Below are 18,218 nucleotides of genomic sequence, written 5' to 3' on the forward strand. Positions count from 1 at the left end.
GCTCCATCCGGTGAATCTCTCGGACTTAGGCGACCGCATCTGTATTTTGGGGCCGTCCAACAGCGGCAAGTCGACGCTTGCCGACGCGATCGCGCGCAAGCGTGGCCTGACGCCCATCCATCTCGATCTGCTCTTTCATCTGCCCAACACGGATTGGGAGCAGCGCCCGAGGGACGAGTTCATTGCCTTGCATGACGCCGCGATCGCCGGCGAGCGGTGGGTGATGGACGGAAACTACTCGGTTTGCATGCCGCAACGCTTCCAGCGCGCGACGGGATTGATCCTGCTGGACATCTCCACCTCGGCAAGTCTGCTGCGTTATTTCAGGCGAACCCTGTTCGACAAGGAGAGGTGCGGTGGCCTGGAAGGCGGGCGCGACAGCATCAAATGGGACATGATCCACCACATCGCCGTGGCCACGCCGGAAAACCGGCAGAGATACAGGGCGATGTTCGAGCCGATCGACCTGCCAAAGCTGCAGCTGCCTTCGGTTCGGGCGATCAAGAAATGTTTTCAGGACTGGGACTTGGCCAGGTGACGACGACGTCTGGCTAATATCCCGCCTTGCGGTCCACCAGATTGTCGAGCTTCTCGCCGCGCTCGAAAGCGTCCATCTGGCGCAGCATGATTGGCGCCAGGTGCACGGGATCGGAAGTCGCCGCGGCATGCGGCGTCACGAAAACTTTCGGATGGCGCCACAGCGGACTGGTCTTCGGCAGCGGTTCGACCTCGAACACGTCGAGGCTGGCTTCCTTCAGTGTGCCGTCGTCCAATGCCCGCACGATGTCGGCGTCCTTCTGCAACCGCCCGCGTCCGGCATTGATCAGCACCGAGCCGCCAAGTCCATTGCGCTTGCGCAATTCCTTCAGCACGCCGTAATTGATGATGCCTTGCGTGTCCGGAGTGAGCGGCAGGAGCACCACCAGAATGTCGGTGGCGTTGAGGAACGGGATCAGGCCCGCTTCGCCGGAATAGGTCGCCACCCCCTTCATCGGCCGGTCGCTGCGCGACCAGCCATTGACCGCGAAGCCGAGCGACAGAAGCACCGAGGCCGCGGCCCGGCCGAGACTGCCGAGACCCATGATGCCGACGGAAATGTCGCCGGCCGGCCTCTGTTGCGGTTCGTGCCAGATCTTCTTCAGCTGCTGCGACCGGTAGAGCAGGCCCTGGCGATGATGGTCGAGCACTCGCCAGACGACGTACTCGGTCATGTACTGCGTCAGGTTCTCGGCGACGACCTTGACGATCGGCACGTCAGGCAGGCCGGGATCGGCGAAGATATGGTCGACGCCGGCGCCGATCGAGAAGATGGCGCGCAGATTGGGCAGCGACGACATCAGATTGGGCTTGTGCTTCCACACCACCGCATAGGTGATCGAGGGATCCTTGGCGCCGTCCGGCTCCAGCACCACCTCGCGCTCGGCCGACAACAGGTCGCGCCAGCGCTGCGGATGAAAGCCGGTGACGGCAAGCAGGATACGGCCTTTTTCCATCGCGGTTCGTTCAGTCCTTCCTTGTGCGGATCACTCGCTGACCACGCCTGTCGGCGCCGTCTCGATCTTGAAGGCGGCCGAGATCAGCGCCCGAGTATAGTCGGTTTGCGGATTTCCAAAAATCTGTTCGGACGTGCCGGCTTCGACGATCCGGCCGTTGCGCATGACGATGACGTCGTTGGCCAGCGCCCGGATGACCTTGAGGTCATGGCTGATGAAGAGATAGGCGAGGTCGTGCTTGGCCTGCAAATTGCGCAGGAGATCGACGACCTGCGCCTGCACGCTCATGTCGAGCGCCGATGTCGGCTCGTCCAGCATGACGAAGCGCGGGTTGAGAACCATGGCGCGCGCGATGGCGACACGCTGGCGCTGGCCACCGGAAAATTCGTGCGGATAGCGGTTGCGGGTCGCCGGGTCGAGGCCGACTTCCTTCAGCACGGCGGCGACCTTGTCGTCGCGCTCGTCGGGTGACAGCTTCGGCTCGTGGATCTTCAGGCCTTCCTCGATGATCTCGGCGATCGACATGCGCGGGCTGAGCGAACCGAACGGATCCTGAAAGACGATCTGCAGTTCGCGCCTGAGCGGCCGCATGGCGTTGAAGGTGAGCTGGTTGATGTCGCGGCCGTTGAACTGGATGGCTCCGGTCGACGAGATCATGCGCGCCAGCGCCAGGCCGAGCGTCGTCTTGCCCGAACCGGATTCCCCGACCACGCCCAGCGTCTGGCCGGCGCGCACCGTGACATCGATGCCGTCGACCGCCTTCACGTGATCGACGACACGCCGGAAGAAGCCCTGCTTGATCGGAAACCAGACCTTGATGTCCTTGCCGGTCATGACAGGCTTGGCGCCTGCATTGGCCACCGGCGGCTTGCCTTTCGGCTCGGCGGCCAGGAGGTGGCGCGTATAGGGGTGCTGCGGGTTGGCGAAGATGTCCTTGGTCGGTCCTGTCTCGACGATCTTGCCCTTGGTCATCACGCAGACCCGGTCGGCGATCTTGCGTACGATGCCGAGGTCATGGGTGATGAACAGCATCGACATGCCCTTGCGGCTTTTGAGGCCCGCGAGCAGTTCGAGGATCTGCGCCTGCACGGTGACATCGAGCGCCGTCGTCGGCTCGTCGGCGATCAACAGTTCCGGCTCGTTGGCGAGCGCCATGGCGATCATGACGCGTTGGCGCTGGCCGCCCGAAAGCTGGTGCGGATAGGCGTCGAGCCGTTTCTGTGGATCGCGGATGCCGACCTCGTTGAGCAGGGCCAGCGTCCGCGCCTTGGCCGGACGATCGCCCATGCCCTGATGCAGCTTCAGGATTTCGACGATCTGGTGCGCGATCGTGTGCAACGGATTGAGCGAGGTCATCGGCTCCTGGAAGATCATGGTGATCTTGTTGCCGCGCACCTGCCGCAATTGCTTCTCGCTCATGGCCAGCAGGTCGGCGCCCTGGAACAGGATCTTGCCCGAGGGATGGCTGGCGCTGGGGTAGGGCAGCAGCTTCAGCACCGACAGCGCCGAGACCGATTTGCCGGAGCCGGATTCGCCGACCAGCGCCACCGTCTCGCCCCTGGCGATGTCGAACGAGATGTGGTCGACGGCGACAGACTGGCCGCCGTCCTGGCTGAAGGCGACGCTGAGGTCCTGGACGCTGAGCAAGGTGGTTTCGCTCATTTGAACGTCTTGCGCGGATCGAAGGCGTCGCGCGTGGCCTCGCCGACAAAAACCAGCAGCGACAGCATCAGCGAGATGACGACGAAGCCGGAAATGCCGAGCCAAGGCGCGTTGAGGTTGCGCTGCGCCTGCTTGAGCAGTTCGCCGAGCGAGGCCGTACCCGGCGGCAGGCCGAAGCCGAGATAGTCGAGCGAGGTCAGCGTCGAGATCGAGCCGCTCAGCAAAAAGGGCAGGAACGTCAATGTCGCCACCATCGCATTGGGCAGCAGATGCCGGAACATGATGGTGCGGTTGCGCACGCCGAGCGCGCGCGCCGCGTTGACATATTCGAAGTTGCGGGCGCGCAGGAACTCCGCCCGCACCACGCCGACCAACGCCACCCAGGAGAACAGCAGCATCAGGCCGAGCAGGATGAAGAAGCCCGGCGGCAGGATGGCGGCGACAATGAGCAGCAGATAAAGCACGGGAATGGCCGACCAGATCTCGATGAAGCGTTGGAACAGCAGATCGGTCCAGCCGCCGAAATAGCCCTGCAAGGCTCCGGCGCCGACGCCGATCAAGGCCGACCCCGCGGTCAGGATCAGGCCGAACAGCACCGAAATGCGGAAGCCGTAGATGACGCGCGCCAGCACGTCGCGCGCCTGGTCGTCGGTGCCGAGCCAGTTCCAGTTGCCGACATTGCAGGCAGGATCGGCCGCTCCTTGCGGATACTGGTTGCAGCGCGTCTTGGCGTCATATTCCCAGGACGGCTTGGCGGGTGCTGCTTCCGGGATGGCGTTGTTGACGGTCTGGTAGGAGTAGCGGATAGGCGGCCAGACCATCCAGCCATGGGCGTTGATCTCGTCCTGGATCACCGGGTCGCGGTAGTCCGTGACGGCATAGAAGCCGCCGAATTTTTCTTCCGGGTAGGCGACCATCACCGGGAAAAGGATTTCGCCCTTGTAGGACGCGATGATCGGCTTGTCGTTGGCGATGAACTCGGCAAACAGCGACAAAACGAACAAGACGAGGAAAATCCACAAAGACCAGAAGCCGCGTTTATTAGCCTTGAAATTCTGCAGACGGCGCTTGTTGAGCGGCGACAGGAACGGCCGTGGGAGCCGCTCCGGCAAGACACCGGCGGTAACGCTTGCCTCCGACATCAGACGTCTCTCCGCTCGAAATCGATACGCGGATCGACCCAGGTGTACATCAGGTCGGACAGGAGCCCGATGAACAGGCCGAGAAGCGAGAAGATGTAGAGATTGGCGAACACCACGGGATAGTCGCGCTCGACAACGGACCTGAAGCCGAGCAGGCCGAGGCCATCGAGCGAAAAGATGTTCTCGATCAGCAGCGAGCCGGTGAAGAAGGCCGAGATGAAGGCGCCCGGGAAGCCGGCGATGACGATCAGCATGGCATTGCGGAACACATGGCCGTAAAGCACCTGCCGTTCCGACAGGCCCTTGGCGCGCGCCGTCACCACATACTGCTTGCGGATCTCCTCCAGGAACGAGTTCTTGGTCAAAAGCGTCGTCGTGGCGAAGGCCGACAGCACCAGCGCCGTCAGCGGCAAGGTCATGTGCCAGAAATAGTCGGCGATCTTGGCCGGCCACGACAACTGGTCCCAATTGTCCGAGACGATGCCGCGCAACGGGAACCAGTCCCAAAACGAGCCGCCGGCGAACAGCACCATCAAAAGGATGCCGAACAGGAAGCCCGGAATGGCATAGCCGACGATGACGACGCCGCTGGTCCAGACGTCGAAGGGGGTGCCGTCCTTCACCGCCTTGCGGATGCCGAGCGGGATCGAGATCAGATAGGACAGGAGCGTGATCCAGAGCCCGATCGAAATCGAAACGGGCATCTTCTCGAGGATAAGGTCGAGCACCGAAATATCGCGGAAATAGCTGTTGCCGAAATCGAACCTGGCGTAATTCCACAGCATCATGCCGAAGCGTTCGAGCGGCGGCTTGTCGAAGCCGAACTGCTTCTCCAGCTTCTTGATGAATTCCGGGTCGAGACCCTGGGCGCCGCGATATTTCGAGCCGACATCGCCGGCGGCGTCGAAATTGGAGCCGCCCGCGTCGCCGCCACCACCGCCGAGGCGGTCGCTGCCGCCCTGGTTGGTCAGCTTGGCGATGACCTGCTCGACCGGGCCGCCTGGGGCGAACTGGATGACGGCGAAGGATATCGCCATGATGCCGAACAGGGTCGGGATCATCAAAAGGATACGGCGCAGTATATAGGCGCCCATCAGATGGTATCCTCCTCAAGGAGAGCCACCGTGTCCGGCGGCACCCCCAAGGCAGTCGCCTCAGTCCAATTGTCGACGCCGGCGCCGCCCCTCATTGTCCTGCCGGACATTTCTCCCCGTATAGTGACGGGGAGAAAGGGACTGGCCGCAGCCTCGGCGCTCTTATCGCGACGTTTGCAGTTGGCGAAATCACCGATGAGAGCGCCCTTCTCCCCGTCACTATACGGGGAGAGGATGCCGGCAGGCAGGTGAGGGGCAGCGCCAACACCCGCAAGAAATTCAGCCTTTGCCAATTTTTGCCGCCTTGCCCTTGTCGAACCACCACAGCGTCTCGACCGGAAAGCCGAAATCGGGCTTTTGCTCGACAAAGCCGAACATGTCCCAATAGGCGACGCGGTGATTCGCCAGATAGTATGTTGGTATCCAGTCTAGCCGCGCGCGCAAGACCCGGTCGAGCGCCCTGAGCGCGGTGACCAGTTCTACGCGGCTTTGTGCCTTGCCGGCCGCCACGATCAGCGCATCGATGGCCTTGCTTTTCGTACCCGGATAATTGCGCTGCCCCGGTATGTCAGCCATCCGGGAATCATAGAGCATTTCCAGCCCGTCATCGGTCGGTGTCGCTCCGATCGACCAATGCAGCATGTCGAGATCGAAGTCGAAATCGCTCTGCCGCTGTTCATATTGCGCTGAATCGACTTGCCGGATCGATGCGTCGATTCCGATCGCCTTCATATTCTCGGACCACGGGGTGTAGATGCGAACGATGCCGTCATCCTCCGCCAGCATTTCAACCCGCAGCCGCTCACCCTTGTCGTTGACGAGGAAACTGCCGGCACGTTTCCAGCCGGCCTGCGCAAGCAATCGCGAAGCCTCGCCCAGCTGCTTGCGGTCATGGCCCGAACCGTCGGAGAGGGGCTGCGTCACCGCTTCACCAAAGACTTCTGGCGGCAACTCGGCCCTGAACAGCTCCAGCAGGGCCAATTCCTCGGGCGAGGGCAGCCCTTCTGCCTTGTAATCCGACCGTTCGAAATTCGACTGAGCACGTTCGTAGGAGCCGTAAAACAGCGCCCGCTTCATCCATTCGAAATCGAAGCATCTGGCGATCGCCCGTCGCACCCGTTCGTCGCGAAATTGCGGACGACGCTGGTTCAGAGCGACGCCCTGCATGTCCGGCGTCTTCTCGCCGGGAAATTCCCGTTTGACGACCTTGCCGTCCTTCAACGCTGGAAAGTCGTATCCGGTCGCCCATACGCGCGCGGTGAATTCCTCGCGAAAATGCGTGTCGCCTTTTTTGAACGCTTCGAAGGCCGCCTGCCGGTCGAGGTAGAAATCGATGCGGATGCGGTCGAAATTGTACAGGCCGCGGTTCACAGGGAGATCGCGGCCCCAATAGTCGGCCACGCGCTCATATTCGACAGTCTGTCCGGCCGCCACGCGTCCAATCTTGTAAGGCCCGGAGCCGAGCGGCGGTGTCATCGTCGAGGCGTCGAATTTATTGGCCGTATAAAAGGCCTTGGACACGATCGGCATTACCACGACCGCCAGGATGTTTTGCGCCGACTGCTCGCCATTGAAGGTCAGCTCGAGCGTGGTCGGATCGACCGCGACCGCTTCCGTCATATGCCGCAGTGCCTTGGAAAGGTTCGGGTGACCTTGGTCCTTGTAAAGCTTCAGCGCGAAGGCGACGTCCTCTGCGGTCAGCGGCGAGCCGTCGTGGAAACGCGCTTGCGGCCGAAGCACGAAGCGGAAGCCGTTGCGGTCTTGCGACAGCGTGACGGACTCGGCAAGCAGGCCGTAGACCGCATCCGGCTCATCGAGGGCGCTTGTCATCAGGGAATCGAAGCAGAGTTCGGCGCGCGGCGGCGCCTCCCCCTTCAACACCAGGAAATTCAGCGTGTTGAAAGTCAGGAAGCTCTGATTGAGGGTTGCGTTGGGCGGCGCGAAATTCATCTGGCCGCCCTTGGGCGCGTCAGGATTGACATAGTCGAAATGCGGGAAATCAGGCTTGTATTTGAGGTCGCCGTAGGCGGACAGACCGTGCAGCTTGGTCCCGGTCGCGATGCTTGCGAAAGCCTTGCCCGGCAGCAAGGCGGCGGCAGCGGCGGCTGCGCCAAGAGCGAGAAAATCGCGGCGGGGCAGCACCGTCATCGATTGCCGCCCCATCAATTACCGCCCTTGTATTTGGCCGCCAGCGCTTTTTCCTTGTCGAGATCGACCCACCAGGAATCGATGTCGACGCCCACATAGGCAGGCTGCTTGTCGGGGAACTTGAACTTGTTCCAATAGGCCAGCCAGACCGCGGAACGGTAATATTGCGGCACCACGTAGAAGTTCCACAGCAGGACGCGGTCGAGCGCATGGGTGGCGGCGACCAGATCATCGCGGTCGGTGGCAAAGATGATGCGATCGACCAGCGCGTCGACGATTGGATTCTTGATGCCCATCAGGTTGCGCGAACCAGGCGCATCGGCGGCTTTCGAGCTCCAGAAATCGCGCTGCTCGTTGCCGGGCGAATCCGACTGGCCGAACAGACCCGTCACGACATCGAAATCGAAGTTGTTGACGCGGTTGATGTACTGCGTCTGATCGATGATGCGCAGAGTAGCGTCGACGCCGATCTTGCGCAGGTTGGCAATGTAGGGGCTGGCGATCACCTGGTCTGTGTCGTTCCACCCGAGGATCTCGAACTTGAACGGTGCGCCTGTCTTGGCGTTGACCATCTTGCCGCCCTTGATGACCCATCCGGCCTTTGCGAACAGATCGACGGCCTGCTTCAGGTACCTTCGCTCCGCTTGCGGAGAGTCGTAGACAGGCAGCTTGAATTCCTGTGTGAAGAGTTCCGGCGGCAGCTTGTCGCGATATTTTTCCAGGATCTCCAGTTCCTTGCCTTGCGGCAGCCCGCTGGATGCCAGTTCGGTGCCCTGGAAATAGCTCGATGTGCGGGTATTGAAACCGAAGAACAGCGTACGATTCATGCTTTCGAAATCGAACGGCATAGTCAGTGCCTCACGCACCAGCCGGTCCTGAAACTGCGGCCGCCGCTGGTTGAGAACGAAGCCCTGCATCGGCTGTGGCGACCGGGTCTGGAAGTCCTTCTTGATGACATCACCGGCTTGGACAGCCGGAAAATTGTAGGCCGTCGCCCATTTGCGCGAGCTGTTTTCGCGGTGGATGTCTTCCAGCCCGCCCTTGGTGAAGGCCAGCCAGGCGGCATTGTCGTCGAGGATGTAGGTGTAGCGGCGCGTATCGAAATTCTCGCGGCCGACCTTCACCGGCAGTTTGGCGGCCCAATAGTCCGGCACGCGCTGCCAGATGATTTCGGAGCCAGGCTTGAAGCTGGCGATCTTGTAGGCCGCCGAGCCGAGTGGAATTTCCAGCGTCGACTTGGTGACGTCGCGCTTCTTGCCGTTGGCATCGGTACCCTCCCACCAGTGCTTCGGCAGCACGGCAAGGTCGCCCATGATCTTGGGCAGTTCGCGGTTGCCCTTCTGGTTGAAGTGAAATTCGACCTCGCGGTCGGAAACCGCCACCGCATCGGTGACATTCTCGAAATAGCGGTTGTATTGCGGGCTGTTCGTCTTCAGCACCTGGAATGACCAGATCACGTCGTCGACGGTGATCGGCTGGCCGTCATGCCATTTCGCGCGCGGGTCGAGCCGGTAGGTCGCCGAGGAATAGTCGGCCGGGTATTTGAGAGCATCGGCAATCAGCGGATGGTAGGTGCTGCCCTCGTCCGTCGCCTGCTCCATCAGCGTGTCATAAAGTAACCCGCCGCCGAACCCGAACAGGCCTGCTGCCGGCGTTCCCTGTACGATGTAGGGGTTGAAACTATCGAAGGTGCCGAGCACCACTGAATTCAGTGTGCCGCCCTTGGGCGCGTTCGGATTGACGTAGTCGTAGTGCTGGAAATTGTCGCCGTATTTGGAGTCGCCGATCAGCGATGAGGTGGTCCGCCACTCGTCGGCTCGGGTCGCCTGCAACCCTACCGCCAGCAGGGCCGCCGTCAGCAACGACCTTAGAACCGTTCGGCCAACCGTCATGCACCATCCTCTTCGCCATGCCTGCGGATCATCCAGACGCAATCTAGATGATTTGGCGCTCGTGAAAACCGCCATGCGCGGCTTTGTCGCCGCATCGGAGCTTTTCCTAACGAAAAAGCCGGGCAGAACCCGGCTTTTTCAAGATGATCACCGCATTTCCGGTTATTTTGCCGGTGCGGCCGGCGCAGGCGCGGCGGGAGCCGCGGGTTTGGCCGGTGCGGCGCCGTCAGCCGGTTTCGCCGGAGCGGCCCCATCGGCCGGCTTGGCGGGCGCGGAGGCGTCCGCGGCGGCACCCGGTGCCGGCAGCGGCTTGGGGTTGTCCGACAGCGTGCGCAGATAAGCGATGACGTTGGCGCGATCTTCTTCCTTGGGCAGGCCGGCAAAGCCCATCGCCGTGCCCTTCACGAATTTCTTCGGCGAGGTGATGAAGTGGTTGATGTTGTCATAGGTCCACTTCTCGGTGCCGCCCTTGGAGAATTCCTTCATGCCGGCCGAATAGGCGAAGCCTTCATGCTCGGCGACCGGGCGGTCGACGAGGTCCCAGAGATCCGGACCGACCTTGTTGGGGCCGCCCTTTTCGCCGGAATGGCAGGCCTGGCACTTCTTGAAGATGGCAGCGCCCTTTTCGGCGCTGGCGCTGGCCAGGAGGTCGGCGATCGGCTTTTCGGCTGCTGCCGGAGCGGCGGGGCCACCTTCGGCGGGCTCCGCGGCCTCGATGGCGAAGCCGGGCTTTTCCGGGGCCGGCGAGGCAAACAGCGCGTCCGATACCAGCCCGACCGAGAAAACGACGAAAACGGTTCCGAGCAATCCGGCGAGCAGTTTGTTGACTTCGTTGGAATCCATTCGCCCCTTGCTCCCTTTTCCGGCGGACTGATCCGTCCACTCCGTCCGTCGGTATCGAGACCTGCCCTCCAGAGCCGGTCAAATCGGGCGGAAACTAGGTCTTTTGCTCGGGCGTTGCAACACCTATAAGGGCGCTGCCAGTGAGACCTTTTGCCACTTTTCCCCTCCTCGTTTCGGACGCCTTGCCAGACCGATGTCCACCTTGATCCTGATACCGGCCCGCATGGCCTCGACACGGCTGCCGGGCAAGCCGCTGGCCGATATATCAGGCGCGCCGATGATCGTGCATGTCGCCCGCCGTGCGGCCGAAGCCGGCCTTGGTCGGGTGGCGGTGGCGACCGACACGCAAAGCGTGGCCGAGGCGGTGCGCGCGCATGGTTTCGAGGCGGTGATGACGCGCATGGACCATGAGTCGGGTTCCGACCGCATCTTTGAAGCTCTGATGGAACTTGACCCCGGGCAAAAGGTCGAAACCATCGTCAATGTGCAGGGCGACCTGCCGACCATCGACCCAGCGATCATCGCGGCCTCGCTGAGGCCGTTCGAGGACGCCTCGGTGGATATCGCCACGCTCGGCGTCGAGATCGTCCGCGAGGAGGAAAAGACCAATCCCAACGTCGTCAAGATCGTCGGGTCGCCGCTCTCCGGCACGCGGTTGCGGGCGCTTTACTTCACCCGCGCCACGGCACCTTGGGGCGACGGGCCGCTTTATCACCATGTCGGCCTCTACGCCTATCGCCGCGCCGCGCTCGAGCGTTTCGTCGCGCTGAAGCCGTCGCCGCTCGAGCGCCGCGAGCGGCTGGAGCAACTGCGGGCGCTGGAAGCCGGCATGCGCATCGACGCCGAGATCGTCCAGTCGCTGCCGCTTGGCGTCGACACGCCGCATGACCTGGAACGTGCCAGGGAAATCCTTTCAAACTGAGATATCAGCATGCCTGAAAAGACCAACAGAATATCCTTCCAGGGCGAGCCGGGCGCCAATTCCGACACAGCCTGCCGCAACGTCTATCCCTCGATGGAGCCGTTGCCGTGCCCGACCTTCGAGGATGCGTTCAATGCCGTCGAGACCGGCAAGGCCGATCTCGCCATGATCCCGATCGAAAACACCATCGCCGGACGCGTCGCCGACATCCACCATCTCCTGCCGGAATCGAGGATGCACATCGTCGGCGAATATTTCCTGCCGATCCATTTCCAGCTGATGGTGCTGCCGGGCGTCAAGCGCGACGAGATCAAGACCGTGCACACCCACATCCACGCGCTCGGCCAGTGCCGCAAATACATCCGCAAGAATGGGTGGAAAGGGGTAGTCGCCGGGGACACGGCGGGCGCCGCCAAAATGGTCTCCGAAGTCAGGGACCGCAGCATGGCCGCGCTGGCCCCGGCGCTGGCCGCGACGCTCTACGGGCTCGACATCATCGAGGAGAACGTCGAGGACACCGACAGCAACGTCACCCGCTTCGTCGTCCTGACCAAGAGCAAGCAATGGGCCGAGCGCCCGTCACCCGACGTCAAGATGATGACGACCTTCATCTTCCGCGTCCGCAACGTGCCGGCCGCGCTCTACAAGGCCATGGGCGGCTTCGCCACCAACGGCATCAACATGACCAAGCTGGAGAGCTACCAGCTCGGCGCCTTCACGGCGACGCTGTTCTACGCCGACATCGAGGGCCATCCCGACGATCCGCTGGTCAAGCTGGCGTTGGACGAACTGCGCTTCTTCTCGCGCGAGGTGAGGATACTTGGCGTCTATCCGGCCAGCGAGTCACGCGAGCAGTGGAAGGTGGCGGATTGAGCTACCAGCCCAGCGGCACGTAGTCGATCTCCATGAACGTCTCGACCTCCGGCACCCAGCGGTCGCGCACGAAGGCGACATGGTCGGGATGGTCGTTGTACCTGGTGTAGGCGGCCTGGTCGGCGAACTCCATCGAGAAGCCGAACTGATAATCGTTCTTTGGGCTGATCTGCCGCAATTGCTCGAAATGCGTGACGCCCCGGATCGCCGAGAGGATTTTCCTGGCGTCGACGAGGAATCGCTTTTCCTCCAGCGAGTGCGGCGGGTGCTTCAGCGTGAAGACGACGGTGTGACGGATCATTTGTCTCTCCTGCAATGACTTCGATATTCGCTATTCGCTGTCGACCCAGGCGCGGATGAGGTGGTGCGCGATGGCGCCTTTCGGCGGCGTGACCAGGGCGTCGGGGTGTGTACGGTCCAGCATCAGGCGCACCTCGTCGCGCAAAAACCAGCGGCAGTCCTCCAATTCGTCGAGATCGGCCTGGATGTCTTCGTTGAGCGGCTCGCCGAAGCAGCCGATCATCAGCGAGTAGGGAAACGGCCACGGCTGGCTCGCATGGTAGACGACGCGGCCGAGCCGGATCCCGGCCTCCTCCAGCGTTTCGCGGCGCACCGCCGCCTCGATCGTCTCGCCGGGCTCGATGAAGCCGGCAAGCGCCGAATACATGCCCGGCCCAAAATGCCGGCCGCGCCCGAGCAGGCATTTCTCCCGCGTCGCCGTCAGCATGATCGCCACCGGGTCCGTGCGCGGAAAATGCTCGGTGCCGCAATTCGGGCAATGGCGCTTGTAACCACCCGCGCGCATCTGCGATTCGGTGCCGCATTTGCTGCAGAAGCGGTGACTGGCGTGCCAGGCGAGCAGGGCGGCGCCTTGCGCCATCGCGCCGGCGGCGGCCTCGTCGATCAGCCCTTGCATGTAGACCGAGCGGTAATCGATCGCCTTGACGGTTTCGGGCAACTGTTCGGGATCGATGCCGGCCAGCACGGCCAGCACCGGCCCCTGTTCGGAAAAGCCGAGCAGGACGCCCTGGGTGAAGGAAGGGCTGAAGGGCTGGCTCTCGGCGACGCGGTACCAAGGGTCGAAACCGCCATCGGCGAGTTTCAGGTGGAGCCGGCCGCCATTCATCAAAAGCAGCCGTGTCGTCGGATCGGCCAGCGCCTTGTCGACCGAATCGTCGGCGCGGTTCTCGGATTGCCGGTCGATCGTGTTGCCGGCAAAGCCGACGAACTGGCTCGGCTCGCGCAGAGGCGCGTCAAACAGGCGGAAGCTCATATGGACTCTGGTGCTTTGGGATGGACATGCTTGGGATGGACACGGGGAAGGCTTATAGCGCCGCCCTTATCGTTTCGGCAAACCGGCGCAGGTCGGAACGCTCATACGGCTCGCGCAGGCCATGCCCCCACACCGGGCCGGGCCAGCCGGGATCGCCCTCGGACCGTGCGATGATATGGACATGCAGTTGGCGCACGATGTTGCCGAGCGCGCCGGTGTTGATCTTGGTGCAGCCGCTCACCTTCTTCAGCGCCTGCGCCACCATATTGGTCTCGAAGGTCAGCATCGCCTGGTCGAGCGGCGTCATGTCGTGGATCTCCTCCGCGCCCGGGCGCTGCGGCACCAGGAGCAGCCATGGCCAGCGGCGGTCGTTCATCACCCGCAATTCGCACAGCCCAAGCCACATCAACTGCTCGCTGTCCGCCTCCAGCCGGGCATCCAGCGTGAATCCGGCCTTCAGGCCCGGCAGCATCGGCGTTTCCCTTGCTTTTCTTGGTTTCCTCAAACCTTGAACGCTAGAGCGGCTGCATCGGGGCTGCAAGCGAATCCCGTGCTTCGCGGTGCCGATTTGCCTGCGCACTTGCATTTCGTCGCGCAATTGCCGATATGGACAGCGGGAGGTTGGTGGTGGACGATCCACTCGCCAACCGGGTCAGGTCCGGAAGGAAGCAGCCCTAACGAGCCCGGAACGGGTCATTGTTCCAGCCTCCCACCTCATCGGCCCTCCTCGCGACATTGACGACGCATTGCAGCGCGGGCGAGACTATGCGCAGGAATCGGCGCCTTCGGGCGCGGCCTTTTGGAGCTTAACGGGCGAATGAGTGAAGCCGGAAATTCGGGGTCCGATAGTCTGGCGACCGGCAAGGCCGCGGCCTACCGCGTGCTGGCGCGCAAATACCGTCCGTCGAATTTCTCCGAGTTGGTCGGCCAGGAGCCGATGGTGCGCACCCTCACCAACGCCTTTGCCACTGGCCGCATTGCCCAGGCATGGATGCTGACCGGCGTGCGCGGCGTCGGCAAGACCACGACGGCACGTATCCTGGCGCGAGCCCTGAATTATAAGACCGCCACCGTCGACCAGCCCTCGGTCGATCTCGCCATGCTCGGCGAGCATTGCCAGGCGATCATGGAAGGCCGCCATGTCGACGTCATCGAGATGGACGCCGCCTCGCACACCGGCATCGACGACATCAGGGACATCATCGAACGCGTGCGCTACGCACCCGTCTCGGCCCGCTACAAGGTCTACATCATCGACGAAGTGCACATGCTGTCCACACAGGCCTTCAACGGCCTGCTGAAGACGCTGGAAGAACCGCCGCCGCACGTCAAATTCATCTTCGCCACCACCGAGATCCGCAAGGTTCCGATCACGGTCCTGTCGCGCTGCCAGCGTTTCGACCTGAGGCGCATCGACGCTGGCGCGCTGGTCGCGCATCTCTCCTCGATCGCCGGCAAGGAAGGCATTTCGGTCGACGACGACGCGCTGGCCATGATCGCGCGCGCGGCGGAAGGTTCCGCCCGCGATTCGCTCTCCATTCTCGACCAGGCGATCGCTCATGGCGCCGGCTCGGTCAGCGCCGAGGCCGTGCGCGCCATGCTGGGCCTGGCGGACCGCGCCCGCATCGTCGACCTGTTCGAACATGTGATGAAGGGCGATGTGGCGGCCGCACTCGGCGAATTCCGCGCGCAATACGACACCGGCGCCGATCCGGCCGCCGTGCTCACCGATCTGGCCGAGTTCAACCATCTCGTCACGCGGCTGCGTTTCGTGCCGAGCGCCATGGACGATGCCTCGCTGTCGCAGGACGAGCGCCAGCGCGGCGCCGATTTCGCCAGGGCGCTGTCGGTGCGCGTGCTGTCGCGAACCTGGCAGATGCTGCTCAAGGGCATTCCCGAGGTGCAGTCGTCCAACCGGCCGGTCAGTGCCGCCGAAATGGTGCTGATCCGGCTGGCGCACGCCGCCGACCTGCCGACATTGGACGAGGCGTTGAGATCGCTGGAGAGCGGCGCCTCGGCAACTGGCGCCGCGCCGCGCCCGAACGGCGCGCCCGTGAACCCCGGCAATGGCGGTGCTGGCGGCAATGGCGCCAGCGCCGTGGCGCAGGCGCGCATGCCTGGCGGGTCGGGCGGCGCGCAGACCATGCGGCTGGTCGAGGCCACGCCTGCTCCGGCCGCCTTCGTCGCGCCCCCGCAACCGGCGCAGGAGACGCAAGCCGTACCGCTGAAATCGCTGGCCGACATAGTTGCCCTCGCCGACGCGCAGCGCGACATCGCCTTCAAGGTGCTGGTCAAGCGCTGCATCCGTCTCGTGCGCATCGAACCTGGCCGCATCGACGTCAGCCTGACCGATGATGCGCCCAAGATGCTGCTCAACGAGCTGACGATGAAACTGCGCGCCTGGACAGGCCGCAGCTGGCTGGTGTCGCTGTCGAAGGAGGAGGGCGGCCAGACCCTGGCCGAAATGGAATCGACGAAGCGTGAAAACGCCTTCCTCGATGCCAGGAACGACCCGACCGTGGCCGCCATCCTGGCCCGCTTTCCCGGCGCCAAGATCATCGACGTGCGCATTCCCGACACGCCGGACGCCGAAACGAGCGAGGCCGACATGCCGGTCGAGCCGCCGGCCGATGACGACGAACCCTGATATCCAGCACTAATCCGCAAAGGATCGGACCATGAAAGATCTTCTCGGCCTGATGGGCAAGGCGAAGGAAATGCAGGCCAAGTTCCAGGCCATGCAGGATGAGATCGCCACTGTCGAAGCCGTCGGCCAGGCCGGCGGCGGCTTGGTCAGCATTACGTTGAGCGGAAAGTTCGACATCAAGTCGCTGAAGATCGACCCGTCTTTGTTTAGGGAAGACGAGGTCGAAATCCTCGAGGATTTGATTCTTGCCGCGCACAATGACGCCAAGGCCAAGGTCGAGCAGATCATGCAGGAAAAGACCAAGGCGCTGACCGCCGGCCTGCCCATCCCGCCAGGAATGAAACTGCCTTTCTAATGCATGTCGCCCAAAAGTGCGCAGCGGTTTTGGGGCAACGATATGCATAAAGCTGAGACCGGCGCGGCCATGATCGGCGAGCCGTCCGAAAGGCTGATCGAGCAGCGTATCCGCAACAGGATCTACGAGATTCTGGAAATCCTCGCCGATTGCGATGCGGGCGTCGATCTCGTCGGCATCAAGGGCTACTTCAATCTCTTCGAGGATTTCGTGCACCGCCCTTCGATCGAGGCCGGCACGTCGGCGCTTTCGAAGGACGAACGCGCCATCGTGCTGGAAATCGCCGAATTCCTGGAGGCGGCGTCCGAAACAAATCCTGATTTCACCAAGGCCGAGTTCATCGACAGCGACTGGCCGGGCAAGATCGCGCCGACGGCCAGGGAGGCGCGGGCGCTGTTTCTCGGGCGGGGCCTGTTTTCAGAGACGGTCGAAGAGGTCGAACCCGGTCGACCGGCAGCAATCGCCGCCGGGCGATAGGCTGTTTTTGAGAAAGCGTGGCGCGGCTTTCCCGGGAAAAGCGCATGGCGCTTCCCCAAGGGAATTGCGGCGAAACGAAGAAAAGGTGGTCATCGTCTATGTGAAACGACGGCTCGATCCATCTGGAAAGCCTCGATTTGTGTCAATTCGGCAACAGTCTGCCGTTAATAACGTTTTGGCCATCATTTTGCCCGAAAGTGTCTCATTCTTGCCGCAGCCTGGGGGCGGGCATTGAAGTGAGAGGGTTACCTGTTGATCGCCATGCGATGGAAGACGCCGCTGTTGCTCGGCGTCGTCACGTCTCCCCTTTTCTTGGCCGCTTGCAGCCAGACCACCTCGCACGGCATGTCGGTTGCCAGCCTGACCGACGCCATCACGCCGAGTTTCCTGAGTTCGCGCGCCTACAGCCACACGCCGAAGGACAGGGAATGCCTGGAACGGGCAATGTTCTTCGAATCCAACCGGTCGAGCCGCGACGGTATGATCGCCGTCGGCACGGTGGTGATGAACCGGCTGCGCTCGGGCAATCATGGCAGCACCATCTGCCAGGTGGTGGGTGAACCCGGGCAGTTCGCGCCGGGCGTCATGACCAGGCCGATGAATTCGCGCGCAATGCCCGATGTCGAGGAGGCCGCCGACGCCGTGCTCAAGGGCGAGCGCAAGGCCAAGCTCAAGAACACGATGTATTTCCACACCGCCGGCCTGCGCTTCCCTTACAAGAACATGCACTACACCATGGTTGCGGGCGGCAATGCCTTCTACGAAAAGCGCGGCCGCAACTGGCAACCGCTGCCGGATGAGCCGATGGTCGCATCGGCCGAGCCGCCGACCGCGTTGCCGGGAGTACCCGCGACGCGTGTCGCATCCGTCGAGATGGCGCGCCCGGCCAAGGCAACCGCTCGCACCGCTCCGGCAGAGCAGGTCTACATGACCGCAGCGGCGGAGCCGTCACGCCCCAGCAAGACGGCAACCGCTCGCACCGCTCCGGCACAGCAGGTCTACATGACCGCCGCCGCGGAACCGGCGACCAAGCCGTCGCCCGCCCGCATCGCCCCCGCGCAGCAGACCTATCTGACGGCATCCGCAGCACCGACGGCAAAGTCCGCGCGGATCCAGGCCAAGCCGATCGAAGTTGCCATGCAGGAGCCGATGGAAGAGCCGGATGCCGCCCGTTTTGGCGGAACCCTGAACAGCGGAACCTCGAACAAAAGGGTCATCTCCTCGGTTGAGGACGCTCCGCAGGAAGCGTCGATGGGCTTCCAGTCGACGCCTGAGAACACCGATGCCATCGGCGCGATGATCGTCAGCCAGGGCCGCCCGCTCGAAGCCAACTGATCCCTTCCACATGGCAGCATGGCGGGCCATGCGTCGATGGGGATGTTTCAAAGCGCTCTGAA

The 18,218-nt window shown here is 63.0% G+C and carries 17 protein-coding genes and 1 other RNA gene; 8 read left to right on the forward strand and 10 right to left on the reverse strand.

The annotated features are described in order from the left end of the window. Positions 1 to 10 precede the first annotated feature (10 nt). The gene (locus FJW08_RS13055) at positions 11 to 538 is read left to right on the forward strand and encodes an AAA family ATPase (protein ID WP_140810897.1); all 528 of its coding nucleotides are present in this window, start codon (positions 11 to 13) and stop codon (positions 536 to 538) included. Positions 539 to 551: 13 nt separating this feature from the next. Here FJW08_RS13055 and FJW08_RS13060 read toward each other — a convergent pair whose 3' ends face one another. The 7 genes from FJW08_RS13060 to FJW08_RS13095 form a co-directional block, all read right to left on the reverse strand. After that, positions 552 to 1,493 (reverse strand): glyoxylate/hydroxypyruvate reductase A, encoded by a 942-nt coding sequence (locus tag FJW08_RS13060; RefSeq protein ID WP_140810898.1) that lies wholly within the window; start codon positions 1,491 to 1,493, stop codon positions 552 to 554. Positions 1,494 to 1,523: 30 nt separating this feature from the next. Continuing rightward, positions 1,524 to 3,155: an ABC transporter ATP-binding protein gene (locus FJW08_RS13065; protein WP_140810899.1), complete on the reverse strand. Its 1,632-nt coding sequence runs from the start codon at positions 3,153 to 3,155 to the stop codon at positions 1,524 to 1,526. Continuing rightward, on the reverse strand, positions 3,152 to 4,297 hold the full coding sequence (locus FJW08_RS13070; protein ID WP_140810901.1) for an ABC transporter permease: 1,146 nt from the start codon (positions 4,295 to 4,297) through the stop codon (positions 3,152 to 3,154). The genes FJW08_RS13065 and FJW08_RS13070 overlap by 4 nt, the downstream gene beginning before the upstream one ends. Then, positions 4,297 to 5,391, reverse strand: a complete 1,095-nt coding sequence (locus FJW08_RS13075) for a microcin C ABC transporter permease YejB (protein ID WP_140757920.1) — start codon at positions 5,389 to 5,391, stop codon at positions 4,297 to 4,299. Before FJW08_RS13075 ends, FJW08_RS13070 begins: the two co-directional genes overlap by 1 nt. A 279-nt stretch (positions 5,392 to 5,670) precedes the next feature. Further along, a complete protein-coding gene (locus tag FJW08_RS13085) occupies positions 5,671 to 7,539 on the reverse strand; it encodes an extracellular solute-binding protein (protein ID WP_140810902.1) in 1,869 nt (622 codons plus the stop codon). A 14-nt stretch (positions 7,540 to 7,553) separates the two neighbouring features. Further along, positions 7,554 to 9,431 (reverse strand): extracellular solute-binding protein, encoded by a 1,878-nt coding sequence (locus FJW08_RS13090; RefSeq protein ID WP_140810903.1) that lies wholly within the window; start codon positions 9,429 to 9,431, stop codon positions 7,554 to 7,556. A gap of 162 nt (positions 9,432 to 9,593) precedes the next feature. Continuing rightward, positions 9,594 to 10,274 (reverse strand): cytochrome c family protein, encoded by a 681-nt coding sequence (locus tag FJW08_RS13095; RefSeq protein ID WP_140810904.1) that lies wholly within the window; start codon positions 10,272 to 10,274, stop codon positions 9,594 to 9,596. A 193-nt stretch (positions 10,275 to 10,467) separates the two neighbouring features. On the opposite strand from FJW08_RS13095, the gene FJW08_RS13100 reads away from it, so the two are divergent. Together FJW08_RS13100 and FJW08_RS13105 are read left to right on the forward strand one after the other, a co-directional pair. Continuing rightward, a complete protein-coding gene (locus FJW08_RS13100; protein WP_140810905.1) occupies positions 10,468 to 11,196 on the forward strand; it encodes a 3-deoxy-manno-octulosonate cytidylyltransferase in 729 nt (242 codons plus the stop codon). 9 nt (positions 11,197 to 11,205) lie between these two features. Continuing rightward, complete coding sequence (locus tag FJW08_RS13105; protein ID WP_140810906.1) at positions 11,206 to 12,069, forward strand: prephenate dehydratase; 864 nt, start codon at positions 11,206 to 11,208, stop codon at positions 12,067 to 12,069. A 1-nt stretch (position 12,070) separates the two neighbouring features. Here the strand turns inward: FJW08_RS13105 and FJW08_RS13110 are convergent, their stop codons facing one another. Genes FJW08_RS13110 through FJW08_RS13120 form a run of 3 tightly spaced genes read right to left on the reverse strand, consistent with a single transcriptional unit; the run spans position 12,071 to position 13,814 of the window. After that, positions 12,071 to 12,370, reverse strand: a complete 300-nt coding sequence (locus FJW08_RS13110) for a Dabb family protein (RefSeq protein ID WP_140757914.1) — start codon at positions 12,368 to 12,370, stop codon at positions 12,071 to 12,073. Positions 12,371 to 12,400: 30 nt separating this feature from the next. Next, entirely contained in the window at positions 12,401 to 13,342 is a 942-nt protein-coding gene (nudC, locus tag FJW08_RS13115; RefSeq protein ID WP_140810907.1) for an NAD(+) diphosphatase, read from the reverse strand. Between the two features lie 52 nt (positions 13,343 to 13,394). After that, entirely contained in the window at positions 13,395 to 13,814 is a 420-nt protein-coding gene (locus FJW08_RS13120; protein WP_140507712.1) for an HIT family protein, read from the reverse strand. Between the two features lie 144 nt (positions 13,815 to 13,958). On the opposite strand from FJW08_RS13120, the gene ffs reads away from it, so the two are divergent. The 5 genes from ffs to FJW08_RS13145 all read left to right on the forward strand — a co-directional run bounded on the left by ffs (position 13,959) and on the right by FJW08_RS13145 (position 18,156). Next, positions 13,959 to 14,055: signal recognition particle sRNA small type (ffs, locus tag FJW08_RS13125), an RNA gene on the forward strand. 104 nt (positions 14,056 to 14,159) lie between these two features. Continuing rightward, entirely contained in the window at positions 14,160 to 15,989 is a 1,830-nt protein-coding gene (locus tag FJW08_RS13130) for a DNA polymerase III subunit gamma/tau (protein WP_140810909.1), read from the forward strand. Between the two features lie 31 nt (positions 15,990 to 16,020). Next, complete coding sequence (locus FJW08_RS13135; protein ID WP_027142071.1) at positions 16,021 to 16,344, forward strand: YbaB/EbfC family nucleoid-associated protein; 324 nt, start codon at positions 16,021 to 16,023, stop codon at positions 16,342 to 16,344. 69 nt (positions 16,345 to 16,413) lie between these two features. Beyond that, positions 16,414 to 16,821 (forward strand): hypothetical protein, encoded by a 408-nt coding sequence (locus tag FJW08_RS13140; protein ID WP_140810943.1) that lies wholly within the window; start codon positions 16,414 to 16,416, stop codon positions 16,819 to 16,821. Between the two features lie 252 nt (positions 16,822 to 17,073). Then, positions 17,074 to 18,156, forward strand: a complete 1,083-nt coding sequence (locus FJW08_RS13145) for a cell wall hydrolase (RefSeq protein WP_140810910.1) — start codon at positions 17,074 to 17,076, stop codon at positions 18,154 to 18,156. Positions 18,157 to 18,218: the final 62 nt, after the last annotated feature.

The organism is Mesorhizobium sp. B3-2-1 (genome assembly GCF_006439515.1).
Taxonomy (GTDB): Bacteria; Pseudomonadota; Alphaproteobacteria; order Rhizobiales; family Rhizobiaceae; genus Mesorhizobium.

What these genes read in the sequence shown, in the direction of transcription:
- FJW08_RS13085 (WP_140810902.1), bottom strand. Translation starts at nt 7,539, where the DNA reads ATGACGGTGCTGCCCCGCCGCGATTTTCTCGCTCTTGGCGCAGCCGCC.
- nudC (WP_140810907.1), bottom strand. Translation starts at nt 13,342, where the DNA reads ATGAGCTTCCGCCTGTTTGACGCGCCTCTGCGCGAGCCGAGCCAGTTC.
- FJW08_RS13120 (WP_140507712.1), bottom strand. Translation starts at nt 13,814, where the DNA reads ATGCTGCCGGGCCTGAAGGCCGGATTCACGCTGGATGCCCGGCTGGAG.
- FJW08_RS13140 (WP_140810943.1), top strand. Translation starts at nt 16,414, where the DNA reads ATGATCGGCGAGCCGTCCGAAAGGCTGATCGAGCAGCGTATCCGCAAC.
- FJW08_RS13110 (WP_140757914.1), bottom strand. Translation starts at nt 12,370, where the DNA reads ATGATCCGTCACACCGTCGTCTTCACGCTGAAGCACCCGCCGCACTCG.
- FJW08_RS13060 (WP_140810898.1), bottom strand. Translation starts at nt 1,493, where the DNA reads ATGGAAAAAGGCCGTATCCTGCTTGCCGTCACCGGCTTTCATCCGCAG.
- FJW08_RS13130 (WP_140810909.1), top strand. Translation starts at nt 14,160, where the DNA reads ATGAGTGAAGCCGGAAATTCGGGGTCCGATAGTCTGGCGACCGGCAAG.
- FJW08_RS13135 (WP_027142071.1), top strand. Translation starts at nt 16,021, where the DNA reads ATGAAAGATCTTCTCGGCCTGATGGGCAAGGCGAAGGAAATGCAGGCC.
- FJW08_RS13095 (WP_140810904.1), bottom strand. Translation starts at nt 10,274, where the DNA reads ATGGATTCCAACGAAGTCAACAAACTGCTCGCCGGATTGCTCGGAACC.
- FJW08_RS13100 (WP_140810905.1), top strand. Translation starts at nt 10,468, where the DNA reads ATGTCCACCTTGATCCTGATACCGGCCCGCATGGCCTCGACACGGCTG.
- FJW08_RS13105 (WP_140810906.1), top strand. Translation starts at nt 11,206, where the DNA reads ATGCCTGAAAAGACCAACAGAATATCCTTCCAGGGCGAGCCGGGCGCC.
- FJW08_RS13065 (WP_140810899.1), bottom strand. Translation starts at nt 3,155, where the DNA reads ATGAGCGAAACCACCTTGCTCAGCGTCCAGGACCTCAGCGTCGCCTTC.
- FJW08_RS13090 (WP_140810903.1), bottom strand. Translation starts at nt 9,431, where the DNA reads ATGACGGTTGGCCGAACGGTTCTAAGGTCGTTGCTGACGGCGGCCCTG.
- FJW08_RS13070 (WP_140810901.1), bottom strand. Translation starts at nt 4,297, where the DNA reads ATGTCGGAGGCAAGCGTTACCGCCGGTGTCTTGCCGGAGCGGCTCCCA.
- FJW08_RS13075 (WP_140757920.1), bottom strand. Translation starts at nt 5,391, where the DNA reads ATGGGCGCCTATATACTGCGCCGTATCCTTTTGATGATCCCGACCCTG.